Below are 15,638 nucleotides of genomic sequence, written 5' to 3'. Positions count from 1 at the left end.
CTTTGCCTTTCAGGAACGAAGGCTGCTAAAGCCCCTTTCCGTAACGACAAGAGGCCCTGACAGCGGGGTCCAGCCGGGAGATGACGGATGGCGAAAGCCCCCGCCGCCAAGACTGCATCGAAGAAGATTCCGAACGCGCCGACGGCGTCCCGAGAGGACCTGCTGCGCTTCTATCGCGAGATGGTCCTCATCCGTCGCTTCGAGGAGCGGGCGGGCCAGCTCTACGGCATGGGTCTGATCGGCGGCTTCTGCCATCTCTACATCGGCCAGGAGGCTGTGGCGGTCGGCGTTCAGGAGAGCGTCAAACAGGGCCACGACAAGATCATCACCGGCTATCGCGATCACGGCCATATGCTGTGCGCCGGCATGGACCCGAAAGAGGTGATGGCCGAGCTGACCGGCCGCATCGGCGGTTCGTCCAAGGGCAAGGGCGGGTCGATGCATATGTTCGACACGGCCACGGGCTTCTACGGCGGCCACGGCATCGTCGGCGCCCAGGTGGCGCTCGGCACCGGCCTGGCCTTCGCCGGTCGCTATCGCGGCGATGACAGCGTGGCCTTTATCTATTTCGGCGATGGCGCGGCCAACCAGGGCCAGGTCTATGAGAGCTTCAACATGGCCCAGCTGTGGAAGCTGCCGGCCATCTACATCATCGAGAACAACCAGTACGCCATGGGCACGAGCATCGAACGCTCCTCGTCCACGACGCAGCTGAGCGAGCGCGGCTCGAGCTTCGGCATCCCCGGCGAACAGGTCGACGGCATGGATGTGCTGGCCGTCCGCGATGCAACGGCCCGCGCCGTCAAGCGCGCCCGTGAAGGCGGCGGACCCTACATCCTCGAGATGAAGACCTACCGCTACCGCGGCCACTCCATGTCCGATCCGGCCAAATACCGGGCCAAGGAAGAGGTCGATGAGGTCAAGAAGACCCGCGACCCGATCGACCATGTGAAGATGCTGCTGGATCAGGCCGGCGCGACCGAGGACGACCTCAAGGCCATCGACAACGAGGTCAAGGCCATCGTCGCCGAGGCCGTCCAGTTCGCCCAGGAAAGCCCCGAGCCGGACCCGTCCGAGCTCTACACCGACGTCTATGTGGAGGCCTCAGCGTGACCGACATTCTGATGCCGGCGCTGTCGCCCACGATGGAAGAGGGCACGCTGACCAAATGGCACATCAAGGCGGGTGACACCGTCTCGGCCGGCCAGGTCATCGCCGAGATCGAGACCGACAAGGCGACCATGGAGGTCGAGGCCGTCGACGAGGGCGAAGTGCTGGAAATTCTCGTGGCCGAGGGCTCCGAGAATGTGAAGGTCAACACGCCGATCGCGCGGCTTTCCGGCGATGTCGCTGCGGCCAGCCCCTCCACCGCTTCGCGGTCCCCCTCCCCATCCGCAAGCGCGGACGGGGAGGAGACGGCCGCCGTCGCGTCTCCTCCCCATGCCAATGGGGAGGGGCACCACCCGAAGGGTGGTGGAGGGGCGCCCGTCGCCGCACTCCACGACCCCGAAATCCCCGCCGGCACCCCCATGGTCAAGACCACCATCCGCGACGCCCTGCGCGACGCCATGGCCGAGGAGATGCGTCGGGACGACAAGGTCTTCCTGATCGGCGAGGAGGTCGCCCAGTACCAGGGCGCCTACAAGGTCAGCCGCGAACTGCTTCAGGAGTTCGGCGACAAGCGCGTCGTCGATACCCCGATCACCGAGCACGGCTTTGCCGGCCTGGGCGTCGGGGCCGCCATGGCGGGGCTGAAGCCGATCGTCGAGTTCATGACGTTCAACTTCGCCATGCAGGCCATCGACCACATCATCAATTCGGCGGCCAAGACCCTGTATATGTCCGGCGGCCAGATCCGCGCCGGCATCGTCTTCCGCGGCCCCAACGGCGCCGCCAGCCGCGTGGGTGCCCAGCACAGCCAGGACTATTCCGCCTGGTATGCCCAGGTGCCCGGCCTGAAGGTCATTGCCCCCTATGACGCGGCCGATGCCAAGGGCCTGCTGAAGGCGGCCATCCGTGATCCCAACCCCGTCGTCTTCCTCGAGCACGAGATGATGTACGGGCTGGAGTTCGACGTGCCCGAGGGCGACCACGTCCTGCCGATCGGCAAGGCGAAGGTGCGGCGCGAGGGAACCGACGTCACCATTACTGCCCACAGCCGCATGGTCGGCTTCGCCCTGCAGGCCGCCGAACAACTGGCCGCAGAGGGCATCTCCTGCGAGGTCGTCGACCTGCGCACCCTTCGTCCGCTGGATCACGAGACCATCGTCCAGAGCGTTAAGAAGACCAGCCGTCTGGTCTCGGCCGAGGAAGGCTGGGGCCCGATGGGCGTCGGTGCCGAGGTCGTGGCCCGGGTCATCGAACACGCCTTCGACTACCTGGACGCGCCGCCGTTGCGCGTCCACCAGGAGGATGTGCCGCTGCCTTATGCCGCCAATCTGGAAGTGCTGTCGCTGCCGGGCGTGGACAAGATCATCAAGGCTGTCCGGGCGGTAATGGCATGACCGAAGCCTCGGAGTTCCAGCTGAAGACCCCTGCCAGCGTCGCCGCCGACGCCGAGGCGGTCGAAATCCTGCGCATCTGGTGGTCGAAGGGCGAGCCGGTCATGGTGATCAAGCCGGCCTTCAACGATCCGCGTCAGTTTGGTCAGGTGCTGGCCATGGCGGCCCAACACATGGCCCATGGCTACATGGTCCGGCACGACCATGATGAGAAGCAGGCCTACAACAAGATCCTCGCCGGAATCTCCGACGTTCTGAACAGTCCCGGGGTCGAGACCGTGGTCGAGGAGCCGGCCTCGGGGAGCATGCCATGACCGACATCCTGATGCCTGCCCTGTCGCCGACGATGGAAGAGGGCGTGCTGGCCAAATGGCACGTCAAGGTCGGCGACATGGTCAAGGCCGGCGACGTCATCGCCGAGATCGAGACAGACAAGGCGACCATGGAGGTCGAGGCCGTGGACGAGGGCGAGGTCACCGACATCCTCGTCGCCGAAGGGACCGAGGCCGTGAAGGTCAATACGCCGATCGCCCGTCTGAAGGGTGAGGACGGGGCGGCTGTCTCGTCTCCTCCCCGTGCGGAGAATGGGGAGGGGGACCAGCCGAAGGCTGGTGGAGGGGCGCCCGCAGCCCAGACCCCCAAGGCTCCAACCACGCCCGCCGCCGACCCCTCCACCGCTTCGCGGTCCCCCTCCCCATCGCTGCGCGACGGGGAGGAGACCAGGATCTTCGCCTCGCCGCTGGCACGCCGTCTTGCGGCCCTGGGCAATATCGACCTGTCCGGGGTCAAGGGCACAGGCCCGCACGGCCGGATCGTCAAACGCGACCTCGAAGGTGCGCCGACGGGCGTGGCCAAACCGGCTACGGCATCGGCTCCGGCCCCGGTCGGCGAGCCCCGCAAGGTCCAGTCCCTCGCCCAGATGGGTATCCCGGACGGCAGCTACGACCTCGTCCCCCTGGACGGCATGCGCAAGGCCATTGCCCGGCGCCTGACCGACAGCTTCCGCGACGTGCCGCATTTCCCGCTGACCATCGACTGCCGCATCGACGGCCTGCTGGCCGCCCGGACCAAGGTCAACGCCCTGCTCGAGAAGGATGGCGTCAAGGTCTCGGTCAATGACTTCGTCATCAAGGCCAGCGCCATGGCCCTGAAGGCCGTGCCCGAGGCCAATGCCAGCTATTCGCCCGAGGGCATCGCCCTGCACCATCACGCCGATGTGGCGATGGCGGTGGCGATCGACGGCGGCCTGATCACCCCGATCATCCGCAAGGCCGAGACCAAAACACTCTCGCAGATCGCGACCGAGTCCAAGGACCTGGCCAAACGCGCCCGCGACCGCAAGCTCAAGCCCGAAGAGTTCCAGGGCGGCACCTTCTCGGTCTCCAACCTCGGCATGTTCGGCATCAAGGCCTTCGCCTCGATCATCAACGAGCCCCAGGGCGCGATCATGAGCGTCGGCGCGGGCGAACAACGGCCCGTCGTGGTCAATGGCCAGCTGGCGGTCGCCACCGTGATGACCGTCACCCTGACCTGCGATCACCGCGTGGTCGATGGTGCCATCGGCGCGAAATTCCTGCAGGTCTTCAAGGCGATGATCGAAGATCCTGTGACGATGCTGGCCTGATCGGAGACGCGGCATGACCTCGGTCTACGACTTCAGCGCCACGGCCATCGACGGCGCCGAGACGGCGCTGGAGCAGTATCGCGGCCAGGCCCTGCTGATCGTCAACACCGCCTCGAAATGCGGCTTCACCGGCCAGTACGCCGGGCTTGAGGCGCTACATCGTCAGTATACGGACAAACCGTTTCAGGTTCTGGGCTTCCCCTGCAACCAGTTCGGGGCCCAGGAGCCGGGCAAGGCGGCCGAGATCGCCAGTTTCTGTTCCATGACCTTTGGCGTCGACTTCCCGATGTTCGACAAGGTCGAGGTCAACGGCCCCGGCCGTCATCCGCTCTATGCCTGGCTGACCAGCCAGAAGAAGGGGCTTCTCGGCACCCGCGACATCAAGTGGAATTTCACCAAATTCCTGACCGACCGTGAGGGGCGCGTGGTCGCGCGCTACGCCCCGCAGGTCGAACCCGAGGCCATTGCGGCCGATATCGAGAAGCTGATCTGACATGCCCACCCCTTCTCAATCCGCAGAATTCGACCTCATCGTCATCGGTTCGGGCCCCGGCGGTTATGTCGCCGCCATCCGCGCCAGCCAGCTGGGCCTGAAGGTCGCCATCGTCGAGCGTGAGAACCTGGGCGGCATCTGCCTGAACTGGGGCTGTATCCCGACCAAGGCCCTGCTGAAGTCCGGGGAGAAATACGAGAGCCTTTCCCATCTGAAGGACTACGGCCTGTCTGCCGACAAGGTCGGCTTCGACTTCGCCGCCATCATCGCCCGCTCGCGCGCGGTGGCGAAACAGCTGAACTCCGGCGTCGGCTATCTGATGAAGAAGAACAAGATCGAGGTCATCGAGGGCTCGGCGAAGCTGGAGAAGGGTGCCGCTGCGCCGAAGGTGGTCGTCGCCCTCAAGGCCGGCGGTTCGCGCACGGTCGAGGCCAGGGCGGTCATGCTGGCCGTCGGGGCCCGCGCCAGGGCCATTCCGCAGATCGGTCTGGAGGCCGACGGCGACCGCATCTGGGCCTATCGTGAGGCCATGGCCCCGAAGGCCATGCCCGGCTCCATCATCGTCATCGGCTCGGGGGCCATCGGCATCGAGTTCGGAAGCTTCTACCGCGCCCTCGGGGCCGAGGTGACCGTGGTCGAGGCCCTCGATCGCATCATGCCGGTCGAGGACGAGGAGGTGTCCAGGGCGGCGCAGAAGTCATTCGAAAAGCGCGGCATGAAGTTCCGCACCGGCTGCAAGGTCACCAGGGTCTCGAAGGGCGGCAAGGGCGTGCAGGTGGCCATCGAGGCCGGCGGCAAGGCCGAGGTGCTTGAGGCCGAGGTCTGCATCTCGGCGGTCGGTATCACCGCCAACACCGACGGCATCGGGCTGGAGGCGCTGGGCGTCAACATGGACCGCGGTCACATCACCATCGACGGCCACTGCCAGACCAATGTGAAGGGTCTCTATGCCATCGGTGACTGTGCCGGCGCGCCCTGGCTGGCGCACAAGGCCAGCCATGAAGGTATCCACGCCGCCGAACATATCGCCGGCTTCAAGACCCCGAACGTCCATTCGCCCATCGCCGGCTGCACCTACGCCCAGCCACAGGTGGCTTCGGTCGGGATCACAGAGCAGGGGGCTCGCGAGGCGAAGCTGGACGTCAAGATCGGCCGCTTCCCCTTCAAGGTGAACGGCAAGGCCATCGCCTCGGGCGATACCGACGGTTTCGTAAAGGTCATCTTCGATGCGAAGACCGGGGCCCTGATCGGGGCCCATATGATCGGCGCCGAGGTCACCGAGATGATCCAGGGCTATGTCACCGCCATCGCCATGGAGGCGACGGAAGAGGACATCCACGGCATCGTCTATCCCCACCCGACCATGTCCGAGGCCATGCATGAGGCCGCGCTGGACGCCTGGGGGCGGGTGATCCACATCTGACCTTCGAGAAGGTCCGGACTCCTTGTCATCCCGGACGCCGCGAAGCGGTGATCCGGGACGGCGTGCTGCCCCTTGGCTCCTCCCGGACAGCCCGCTTGGGCTGAGCCGGGAGACGGGCGACTGCAAAACCCGGTCCCGGGGTTTCCTGCGCCGCGTTCAGAATAGCCCCGTGCGGCGTCCGGCTGCCTCCCGGCTCAGCCCAAGCGGGCTGTCCGGGAGAGAGAAGTCAGGGCTGTCCTGCCCGTCCCGGCTCTCCGCTTCGCTTCGGCCGGGATGACAAGCGCCTCAGCCCGCCAGCACGTCCGCGGTCATCCGCTCCAGCAGGGCCCCGCCCTGACGGATGGCGGCCATCCGGCCACCGGCCCCGACCAGCACATTGGCGGCATAGACCTCGTACAGGGTGATCTTGCCTTCGAGCCAGACCGGGTCGCCCTGGCCGCTGTCCAGCTGGTCGCGGGCATGGAGCGCGCCGAGGGCCAGCATCCAGCCGCCGGTGACGTCGCCGACCAGTTTCAGATAGGCGTCGGCGGCGGTCAGCACATCGGCAGCCCCATCCGCGGCACCCTTGCGTTCGAGGACCCAGTCGGTCGCCGCCTCGACGGCCACGACCCCCTCGGCGAAGGCGTCGAGCGGCTGGCCGGAATAGAGGCGCGGCAGGGCGGCCAGGGTGACCTTCATGTCGGCGATCAGGTCATGGGCGGCCTGCCCGGCGTCCTGCGACAGCTTGCGGCCGACGAGGTCCATGGCCTGGATGCCGTTGGTGCCTTCATAGATCGGGGCGATGCGGGCATCGCGATAGTGCTGGGCCGCGCCGGTTTCCTCGATGAAGCCCATGCCGCCGTGGATCTGGATGCCCTGCGAGGCGATGTCGCAGCCGACGTCGGTCGACCAGGCCTTGGCGATCGGGGTGAACAGGTCCTCGCGGCCCTTCCAGCGGCGACGATCCTCTTCGGTGGCCGCATACTTCGCCAGATCGGCGGCGACGCCGGTCGACAGGCAGATGCCGCGGGCGGCGGCGATCCTGGCCTTCATCACCGCCAGCATGCGGCGGACGTCGGGATGGTCGACGATCGGGGCGTTGGCCTCACCGGTCCAGGCCGATCGGCCCTGCCGCCGGTCACGGGCATAGGCGAGGGCATGCTGATAGGCCCGCTCGGCGATGCCGACGCCCTGGACCCCGACGGCGAGGCGGGCGGCGTTCATCATGATGAACATGTGGGCCAGGCCCTGATTGGGCTGACCGACCAGTTCGGCCGTCGCGCCCTCGAAGGCCATGACGCAGGTCGGCGAGGCATGGATGCCGAGCTTGTGCTCGACGCCCACGGGGCGGAAGCCGTTGCGCTCTCCCAGGGATCCGTCGGCCATGACGTGGAATTTCGAGGCCAGGAACAGGCTGATCCCCTTGGGTCCCGGGGGGGCGTCGGGCAGGCGGGCCAGCACGAGGTGGACGATGTTGTCGGTGGCGTCGTGGTCGCCCCAGGTGATGTAGATCTTCTGGCCGTTGAGGGCATAGGTCCCGTCACCGTTCGGCGTCGCCGTGGTGGTCAGGGCCCCGAGGTCCGAACCCGCCTGGGGCTCGGTCAGGACCATGGCCCCGGTCCATTCGCCGGACACCAGCCTGGTCAGATAGATGTCCTTCTGCGAGGGCGTGCCGTGCGCCTCCAGAGCTTCGATCGCCGCCAGCGAAAGCATGGGACACAGGCCGAAGGCCATGTTGGCGGCGTGGACGGTCTCAAAGGCCGCCAGTTCCAGCGCCTTGGGCAGTTGCTGGCCGCCGGCGTGGGTCGGGGCGGACAGGCCGGTCCAGCCGCCCTCGGCGAACTGGCGATAGGCGTCGGCAAAACCCGGGGCCGCCGTCACATTTCCGTCGGCGAAGGTCGAGCCCTTCTGGTCGCCGATCCGGTTCAGCGGGGCCAGCACGCCTTCCGAAAACTGTCCCGCGGCCTCAAGCACCGCGCCCAGCAGGTCGGCGTCATAGTCTGGGAAGGCACCGGTGGCCGCGACCTGGTCGATGCCCGCCACGGCCTGGAGGGTGAAGGCGAGATCGCGAACGGGGGCTTGGTATGTCATCGGCAGTCGGGCCTGAATCTGCATTGTCTGGATGCGTTCTTGACGCCTTGCCGCGACGGCACGCAAGTGGGGTTGGCGCGGACGGCGATATAGTCCATAAATATGACCTATATTGGAGACATCTCATGGCAGAGCCACGCAGTCGTTATTCGACCGTCTCGGTGATCCTTCACTGGCTCATCGCCCTGATGATCCTGTCGCAGGTCCTCCTGATTACCGCGCATGAGGCGACGGAGGGGCAGGCCATCTCCAGGGAATTCGTCCAGATTCACAGGGCGGCCGGGCTGACGGTCCTGATCCTCACCCTGGTCCGGATCGGCTGGCGGCTGGCCAATCCCGCTCCGCCGATGCCCGGAACGATGAAGGACTGGGAGAAGTTTCTGGCCCGGGGCATCCACATCCTCTTCTATGTCGCCCTGATCGCCATGCCACTGACCGGCTGGCTGGCCAGTTCGGCCTCGGGCCGTGACATCAGCTGGTTCGGCCTGTTCAACTGGCCGCTGCTGCCGATCGAGGGCGGGCGTGCCGTGTCTCGGCAGCTGATGGATGTGCACGAACTGGTGATGAAGGGTATGTACGCCCTGGTGGCGCTGCACGTTCTGGCGGCGCTGAAGCACCAGTTCATCGAAAAGGACAATGTCCTTCACCGGATGATTCCATGGATACCGCGCCGCGACCAGGTCGGTTAGCCCTTCGCCTTGCGGGTCTCTGTGGCCTGCTGCTCCTGACGTCTGCGGCAGCGGCGCCGCCCGACTGGACGGTCACGCGGGAGTCATCCCGGATCGAGATGGCCGTGCGGGCCTTTGGCGGGTCCCACACCGGCCGCTTTGAAGACTGGCGCGCCGATGTGGTGTTCGACCCGGATTCGCCCGTTCAGACCCGCGCCAGGGTGGTGGTTCAGTCGCGTTCGCTGAGGATGTCACCCTCGGCCGCCAGTTCACGCGCGATCGGTCCGGCCTTCCTCGACTCGGCCCGATATCCCGACATCCGCCTTGACCTTAAGGGGCTGCGACCCGAGGGCGGCGCGCGCTATATGGCCGAGGCAGAGGTGACCATCCGGGGGCAGACCCGGACGATCGCCTTTCCGGTGGACTTGCGCGTCAGTGGCGACCGGGCGCATCTGACCGGCGCGTTCTCTCTGGACCGCGCGGATTTCGGCATAGGGACATCGGGGCCGTGGAACGGGCTGGTGGGACGGCAGGTGACAGTGCGGGTGGCGCTTCAGGCGCAGCGCGGCTGACCGTGGCCGACGCCGAGGCCGTTCGCGCCCTTTCCAGTGGCGATCTCGTCATCCTTCCGACCGAGACGGTCTATGGCCTGGCCGCCGACGCCGGCAACGCCGTCGCGGTGGCGGCCATCTTCGAGGCCAAGGGCCGGCCCCGCTTCAACCCCCTGATCGCCCATGTCGCTGACGCCGTGCAGGCCGAAGCCATCGCCGTGTTCGACGCCCGGGCGCGGGCCCTCGCCGAGGCCTTCTGGCCTGGGCCCCTGACGATCGTGGCCCCGGTCCGGGACCGCGACCGGGTCTGCGACCTGGCGCGCGCCGGTCTGGACAGCGTGGCTGTGCGCGTGCCGGGCCATGCCCGTGCCCGCGCCGTGATCGCTGCCTTCGGCCGCCCGGTCGTCGCGCCGTCCGCCAACCGCTCCGGACGGCCCAGTCCCACCACCTTCGCGGACGCCGTCGAGGAGACCGGAGCCTTTGCCGAAGCGGCGCTGGACGGCGGCGACTGCGCCGTGGGGGTCGAGAGCACCGTGGTCTCGGTGCTGGACGGCCGCGTCTCCCTGCTGCGCCCCGGCTCGGTCACCCGCGAGGAGATCGAGGCCGTTGTCGGTCCCTTGGACCGGGACGGGGAGGGGCATCGCTCACCCGGCCGGATGGCGCTGCACTATGCGCCGGACGCCCCCGTGCGGATCGAGGCGGACGGCGTGGCAGACGGTGAAATCCTGCTCGGTTTCGGCCCCGGCGTCGGTGAGCCGCGCTGGAGCCTGAGCCCGACCGGCGACCTGCGCGAGGCGGCGGCCAATCTGTTCCGCCGGCTGCGCGAGGCGGACCGTGAGCGGCCGTCGGGGATCGCGGTGTCGCCCATTCCCGCGACCGGCCTCGGCGAAGCGATCAACGACCGGCTGAGGCGGGCGGCGGGCTATGTCGGCTGAGGTCGGTTCAGGGTGAACCGCAGGATCTCGCCGACCTCGTCATCGAAGCTGGAACCGGTAAGGACGAAGCCTTGGCGGATCAGGACACGTTGCGAGGCGATGAGGGCAGGCAAGGTCCCGGCGGCGATCACCGCTACCTGCGGATCACTGAATGCCCTCGCGACCAACAGGGTCACCGCCCGGCCGGCGTAGCCTTGCCTCTGATCGCCCCCGACAACCGAATAGCCGATCTCGACACAGCCTGAACCGTCCGGTGGACCCTGGTAGCCGCAGATCCCCACCGGCCGGCCGTTGGCCAGGATATACCAGCTACCCCATCCCGGTCGGTCCGGATGGTCACGGATCAGCGACCGCATCCAGTCGCGGGTCGAGGCCTCGTTGTGTTCCGGCGGCCAGCTCAGCGGGTCTGCCGAATTCAGGGCTCGCGCCAGGGCCGGGCCACCGTCATCCTCGGCATCCAGGGTCTCGAGGGTACAGGCGACGATCCGGACAGTGCCGTCCTGCGCTGAAAGCGCAAACCCTGCCCTGGGATCAGGGTCGGGGCTCACTGCGCCGTCCAGCCGCCATCGATGGAGAAGCTCGCCCCGTTGGCCGAGGCCCCGAGGTCGCTGACCAGATAGAGCATCATTCCCGTCAGTTCGTCCGTGGTGACGAACCGCTTGGTCGGCTGGGAGCCGAGGATGATGTCCTTGAGCACCGCTTCCTTCGACATCCCGCGTGTGCGGGCCTGGTCGGCGATCTGCTTTTCGACGATCGGCGTCTCGACGAAGCCGGGGCAGATGGCGTTGCAGGTGATGTTGTCCTGCGCGACTTCCAGCGCCACCGTCTTGGTGAAGCCGATGACGCCGTGCTTGGCCGCGACATAGGCCGACTTGAACGGGCTGGCGACCAGACCATGCGCCGAGGCCACATTGATGATCCGTCCGCGCCCTTGCGCCTTCATGATCGGGATCGCCGCGCGGGTGGCGTAGAAGGCCGAGGACAGGTTGATGGCGATGATCTGTTCCCATTTGTCGGACGGGAATTTCTCCACCGCCTCGACATGCTGGATACCGGCGTTGTTGATCAGGATGTCGACCCGGCCCAGCTGGTGCCGGCCATAGGCGACCATGTCCGCGACCTCGTCGCCGCGCAGCATATTGGCCGCATGATAACGAACCTGCACACCGCAGCTGGCCTCCAGCTCCGACCGGGTGCGCTCGATCTCAGAGGGGTCACCGAGACCGTTGAGCACCACGTCGCCGCCGCGGGAGGCGATCGCGCGGGCGAACGCCAGGCCGATACCGGACGTCGAGCCCGAGATCACCGCCACCTGACCCTTCAGGTCGCCGATGTCGCGGAAGGGCTCGCCGGCCGTCTGTAAGCCGTCACCGCGTTTGGGCCATTGGAACATGGAGGTCTCGTCCGTCTGTCAGTCTCGTATCGCCAGCCTAGCTGTTCGCGGTTGCGAAGGCGACAGCCGGGATTAATTTCCTGATCTGGTGAATATCCACTCTGTCTCGCTGGAAGCCGCCTTGTCAAAGCGATAGCCGTCGCGATCGAACGCCTTGAGGTCTTCGGCCCGGTCGATCCGCGCGTCGATGGCGAAACGGGTCATGCTGCCGCGAGCCTTCTTGGCGAAGAAGGAGATGATCCGGCTCTCGCCGTCCTTCGATTCCCGGAACTGCGGCGTCACGACCGGCAGCTTCAGGGCCCGGGCGTCGACAGCCCCGAAATACTCCTGGCTGGCCAGGTTCACCAGGACGCGCCGGCCCTGGCCTTCGGCGTCGGCGTTCAGCTGGTGCGCAATGCGGTCCCCCCAGAAGTCGTACAGGCTGGAACCGCGCCGCGTCTTCAGCCGCGTCCCCATCTCCAGCCGGTAGGGCTGGATGCGGTCGAGCGGCCTCAGCAGGCCGTACAGACCCGACAGGATACGCACATGGTCCTGGGCGAAGGCCAGGCCGGCGGCATCGAGCTCACGCGCCCTCAGCCCCTCATAGACGTCACCCGCGAAGGCAAAGGCCGCCTGCACGCCGTCGGTCGAATCCGGATCGAAGGCCTGGAACCGCTCGCGATTCAGCCGTGCCAGATCGTCGGAGATGCCCATCAGCTGGCGCAGCTCGGACACGGAGCGGGCGCGCGCGGTCCGGGCCAGCGACGCCGTATCCTCAAGGAAACGCCGCTCGCTCGCGGGCAGGCCGCTATCGGCTTCGGTGAAATCCAGCCGCTTGGCCGGTGACAGGACGATCAACATGGCGGGCTCTCTAGGCCGCTTCGATGACGAATTGAACCGGTCGGGAAGTCGCGGTCAGGGGACCTGTGAATAAAGCGCCGCCAGCACGGCCGGAATCAGGTCCGGCAGGTCTTCCGCGATCAGCCCGGGGCCGAAACCCCGCGCCGCCTCGGCGTGCATCCACACCGCTGCCCGTGCGGCGTCGAAACTGTCCATCCGCTGCGCGATCAACCCGGCGATCATGCCTGCCAGCACATCGCCGCTGCCCGCTGTCGCCAGCCAGGGCGTCCCGTTGTCGTTGACGCTCAGCCGCCCGTCCGGTGCCGCGATGACGGTTGCGGCCCCCTTGAGCACCACGACCGCACCCGCCCGCGTCGCCGCCTCGGCCGCCGCCGCCTCGCGGCCCTGCTCCAGCAGGCCGGGAAACAGGCGCCGGAACTCGCCTTCATGCGGCGTCAGGACGTCGTCGCGATCCAGCACCTCGAACAGGTCCTCGGGCCAGCCCTCGAACACGGTCAGCCCGTCGGCGTCCACGACCAGCGCCGCGCCCGTCGCGGCAAGGGCGCGGACATTGGCCTGGGTGGCGTCGTTGATCCCGGCTGCCGGGCCTATGACGACGGCGTCGAGGTTGGCGGCCGCTTCGGCCAGGGCCTCGTCGGAGCCGAACGGGGTCAGCATGATCGCCTCGATGGCAGGGGCGATGACGGCGGTCGCATCCGGCGGGCACAGGATACGCACCACACCGGCCCCGATCCGCAGGCCTGCTCGTGCCGCAAGTCGCGCCGCACCGGTCTGGTTCGCCTTTCCGGACACCACGCCGAGCCGTCCTCGCGCGTGTTTGTGGGTCTCGACCCCCGGCCAGGGCAGGGCCGCGCGCCAGTCGGGCAGGGCGGGGCGTGTCATCCCTGCTTGTCTCCGTTCACGTATGGCGCGCCCGGACGAAAAACACTTGCCTTATTGTGCAATGCAATGTCCCCTTGCGGTCCAAGTGTGCGGCTCGAAGCAGCCCGCCTGGGATCGCCGATGAAAAAAATTGAAGCCGTCATCAAGCCTTTCAAGCTGGATGAAGTGAAGGAAGCGCTGCAGGACGCCGGAGTGCAAGGCATGACGGTGCTGGAGGCCAAGGGTTATGGCCGTCAGAAGGGCCATTCCGAGCTCTACCGCGGGGCAGAATACGTCATCGACTTCCTCCCCAAGATCAAGATCGAGGTGGTGGTTCCGGACGACATGGTCAATTCGGTCGTCGACGCGATCCAGGCGGCCGCCCGCACCGGCAAGATCGGCGACGGCAAGATCTTCATCTCCGACGTTATCGACGTTATCCGTATTCGCACCGGGGAATCCGGCGCCCAGGCCGTATAACCGCACCCTCGACGGGTCGTTCCGAGAGGCGCGTCCCATTACTTCTCCTCCCCCGCCAGACAGGATTCGCAAGACATGAGCGCCGGCAAGATTCTCAAGGAGATCAAGGAAAAGGACGTAAAATACGTCGATCTCCGTTTCACCGACACCAAGGGTCGGATGCAGCACGTGACCTTCGATATCGACCTGGTCGATGAAGAGTTCCTCGAAGAGGGCACCATGTTCGACGGTTCGTCGATCGCCGGCTGGAAGGCGATCAATGAGTCCGACATGCTGCTCAAGCCGGATCTGAACGGTTTCTGGATTGACCCGTTCTACCAGCAGACGACCATGTTCCTGTTCTGCGACGTGCTGAACCCCGACACCGGCGAGCCCTACAACCGCGACAGCCGCTCGATGGCCAAGAAGGCCCTGGCCTATGTCCAGTCCTCGGGCGTGGGCGACACCGTCTTCTTCGGCCCGGAAGCCGAGTTCTTCATCTTCGACGACGTGCGCTGGAGCACGGCCCCGCACGACACCGGCTACACCTACGATTCGATCGAACTGCCGGCCAATACGGGTGCCGAGTATTCTGAAGGCAATATGGGGCACCGCCCCGGGCACAAGGGCGGCTATTTCCCCGTCAACCCGACCGACAGCGCCCAGGACCTGCGCGGCGAGATGCTGGGCGTGATGCGCGATCTGGGCATGCAGCCCGAGAAGCACCACCACGAGGTCGCTCCGGCCCAGCACGAACTGGGTCTGAAGTTCAGCGACCTGCTGACCATGGCCGACCGCCTGCAGCTCTACAAATACGTCATCCACAACGTCGCCGCCGCCTACGGCAAGTCGGCCACCTTCATGGCCAAGCCGACCTTCGGCGACAACGGCTCGGGCATGCATGTGCACCAGTCGATCTGGCGTGACGGCAAGCCGCTGTTCGCCGGTGACAAATACGCCGGCCTGTCGGACCTCTGTCTCTGGTACATCGGCGGCATCATCAAACACGCCAAGGCCATCAACGCCTTCGCCAACTCGACCACCAACTCCTACAAGCGGCTGGTTCCCGGCTATGAAGCCCCGGTCAAACTGGCCTATTCCTCGCGCAACCGCTCGGCCTCGATCCGGATTCCGTGGGTCAATTCGCCGAAGGCCAAGCGGATCGAAGCCCGCTTCCCCGATCCGATGGGCAACCCCTATCTGACCTTCGTTGCCCTGCTGATGGCCGGCCTCGACGGGATCGAGAACCGCATCGATCCGGGCGCGCCTGCCGACAAGAACCTCTACGACCTGCCGCCGGAAGAGCGCGGCTCGATCCCCGAGGTCTGCGGCTCGTTGAAGGAGGCGCTCGACAGCCTCGACCAGGACCGCGCCTTCCTCAAGAAGGGCGGCGTCATGGATGACGACTTCATCGACAGCTATATCGAGCTGAAGATGGAAGAGGTGATGCGCCTGCAACTGCACCCGCACCCGGTCGAATTCGACATGTACTACAGCTGCTGATCGGCGGCTGAGGTCGAACGAAAGACGGCGCCGGACGGGAAACCGTCCGGCGCCTTTTTCATGGTGCCGGGCGCGGTCCAGAGCAATCGGCGCTCCAGTTGACGCATTGGCCTCCAGCGACAAGGGTTCATCACAACGAGCACAACGAGGTCACAGCGGACACGACGGGATCGAGACGGTGGCACCATCGCGGATCGTTTCCTTCAGGCTCGATTTTTCGTCGAAGGGAGGATCGGCGGCAAAGCCGCCCTTGTCTCGTTTCGTTGCCGGGAAGGATCGACACACGCGGCAACCGCACGGTCCCGTCGTGTCCGTTG

16 protein-coding genes are annotated in these 15,638 nt (G+C 66.6%); 11 read left to right on the top strand and 5 right to left on the bottom strand.

Features of this window, described 5'->3' with window-relative positions; genetic code table 11:
- Positions 1-87 precede the first annotated feature (87 nt).
- From pdhA to lpdA, 6 genes are read left to right on the top strand one after another with little or no spacing between them, the layout of a single operon-like run.
- The gene (pdhA, locus tag Q0053_RS12075) at positions 88-1,113 is read left to right on the top strand and encodes a pyruvate dehydrogenase (acetyl-transferring) E1 component subunit alpha (protein WP_298100487.1); all 1,026 of its coding nucleotides are present in this window, start codon (positions 88-90) and stop codon (positions 1,111-1,113) included.
- Complete coding sequence (locus tag Q0053_RS12070; protein ID WP_298100485.1) at positions 1,110-2,504, top strand: pyruvate dehydrogenase complex E1 component subunit beta; 1,395 nt, start codon at positions 1,110-1,112, stop codon at positions 2,502-2,504. Before pdhA ends, Q0053_RS12070 begins: the two co-directional genes overlap by 4 nt.
- Positions 2,501-2,815 carry a DUF5076 domain-containing protein gene (locus Q0053_RS12065; RefSeq protein WP_298100484.1) on the top strand — a complete coding sequence of 105 codons (315 nt, stop codon included), beginning with the start codon at positions 2,501-2,503 and terminating at the stop codon, positions 2,813-2,815. Before Q0053_RS12070 ends, Q0053_RS12065 begins: the two co-directional genes overlap by 4 nt.
- A complete protein-coding gene (locus Q0053_RS12060; protein WP_298100483.1) occupies positions 2,812-4,125 on the top strand; it encodes a pyruvate dehydrogenase complex dihydrolipoamide acetyltransferase in 1,314 nt (437 codons plus the stop codon). The genes Q0053_RS12065 and Q0053_RS12060 overlap by 4 nt, the downstream gene beginning before the upstream one ends.
- Positions 4,126-4,138: 13 nt before the next feature.
- The gene (locus Q0053_RS12055) at positions 4,139-4,618 is read left to right on the top strand and encodes a glutathione peroxidase (protein ID WP_298100481.1); all 480 of its coding nucleotides are present in this window, start codon (positions 4,139-4,141) and stop codon (positions 4,616-4,618) included.
- 1 nt (position 4,619) lies between these two features.
- Positions 4,620-6,041, top strand: coding sequence for a dihydrolipoyl dehydrogenase (gene lpdA, locus Q0053_RS12050; protein WP_298100479.1), 1,422 nt, complete (start codon positions 4,620-4,622; stop codon positions 6,039-6,041).
- Between the two features lie 285 nt (positions 6,042-6,326).
- Here the strand turns inward: lpdA and Q0053_RS12045 are convergent, their stop codons facing one another.
- Positions 6,327-8,111, bottom strand: coding sequence for an acyl-CoA dehydrogenase (locus Q0053_RS12045; protein WP_298100477.1), 1,785 nt, complete (start codon positions 8,109-8,111; stop codon positions 6,327-6,329).
- 125 nt (positions 8,112-8,236) lie between these two features.
- On the opposite strand from Q0053_RS12045, the gene Q0053_RS12040 reads away from it, so the two are divergent.
- Genes Q0053_RS12040 through Q0053_RS12030 form a run of 3 tightly spaced genes read left to right on the top strand, consistent with a single transcriptional unit; the run spans position 8,237 to position 10,265 of the window.
- Complete coding sequence (locus Q0053_RS12040; RefSeq protein ID WP_298100475.1) at positions 8,237-8,800, top strand: cytochrome b; 564 nt, start codon at positions 8,237-8,239, stop codon at positions 8,798-8,800.
- Positions 8,770-9,351 (top strand): YceI family protein, encoded by a 582-nt coding sequence (locus Q0053_RS12035; RefSeq protein WP_298100473.1) that lies wholly within the window; start codon positions 8,770-8,772, stop codon positions 9,349-9,351. The genes Q0053_RS12040 and Q0053_RS12035 overlap by 31 nt, the downstream gene beginning before the upstream one ends.
- Before the next feature lie 2 nt (positions 9,352-9,353).
- Positions 9,354-10,265: an L-threonylcarbamoyladenylate synthase gene (locus Q0053_RS12030; RefSeq protein WP_298100471.1), complete on the top strand. Its 912-nt coding sequence runs from the start codon at positions 9,354-9,356 to the stop codon at positions 10,263-10,265.
- On the opposite strand, the gene Q0053_RS12025 is transcribed toward Q0053_RS12030, so the two are convergent.
- The 4 genes from Q0053_RS12025 to Q0053_RS12010 form a co-directional block, all read right to left on the bottom strand.
- Positions 10,253-10,813: a GNAT family N-acetyltransferase gene (locus Q0053_RS12025; protein WP_298100469.1), complete on the bottom strand. Its 561-nt coding sequence runs from the start codon at positions 10,811-10,813 to the stop codon at positions 10,253-10,255. The genes Q0053_RS12030 and Q0053_RS12025 overlap by 13 nt on opposite strands.
- Positions 10,810-11,658 (bottom strand): 3-hydroxybutyrate dehydrogenase, encoded by an 849-nt coding sequence (locus Q0053_RS12020; protein WP_298100467.1) that lies wholly within the window; start codon positions 11,656-11,658, stop codon positions 10,810-10,812. The genes Q0053_RS12025 and Q0053_RS12020 overlap by 4 nt, the downstream gene beginning before the upstream one ends.
- A 72-nt stretch (positions 11,659-11,730) precedes the next feature.
- Entirely contained in the window at positions 11,731-12,498 is a 768-nt protein-coding gene (gene yaaA, locus Q0053_RS12015; RefSeq protein WP_298100465.1) for a peroxide stress protein YaaA, read from the bottom strand.
- Positions 12,499-12,552: 54 nt separating this feature from the next.
- Positions 12,553-13,380, bottom strand: a complete 828-nt coding sequence (locus Q0053_RS12010) for an NAD(P)H-hydrate dehydratase (protein WP_298100463.1) — start codon at positions 13,378-13,380, stop codon at positions 12,553-12,555.
- Between the two features lie 120 nt (positions 13,381-13,500).
- Here Q0053_RS12010 and Q0053_RS12005 point away from each other — a divergent pair, with 120 nt between their 5' ends.
- Together Q0053_RS12005 and glnA are read left to right on the top strand one after the other, a co-directional pair.
- Entirely contained in the window at positions 13,501-13,839 is a 339-nt protein-coding gene (locus tag Q0053_RS12005) for a P-II family nitrogen regulator (protein ID WP_298100461.1), read from the top strand.
- Between the two features lie 75 nt (positions 13,840-13,914).
- On the top strand, positions 13,915-15,321 hold the full coding sequence (gene glnA, locus Q0053_RS12000; protein WP_298100459.1) for a type I glutamate--ammonia ligase: 1,407 nt from the start codon (positions 13,915-13,917) through the stop codon (positions 15,319-15,321).
- The last annotated feature ends 317 nt before the right edge of the window (positions 15,322-15,638 follow it).

The organism is Brevundimonas sp. (assembly GCF_027487935.1).
GTDB lineage: Bacteria > Pseudomonadota > Alphaproteobacteria > Caulobacterales > Caulobacteraceae > Brevundimonas.
The sequence above is the reverse complement of the archived record's forward strand: the minus strand, read 5'-3'. Positions and strand labels throughout refer to the sequence as shown.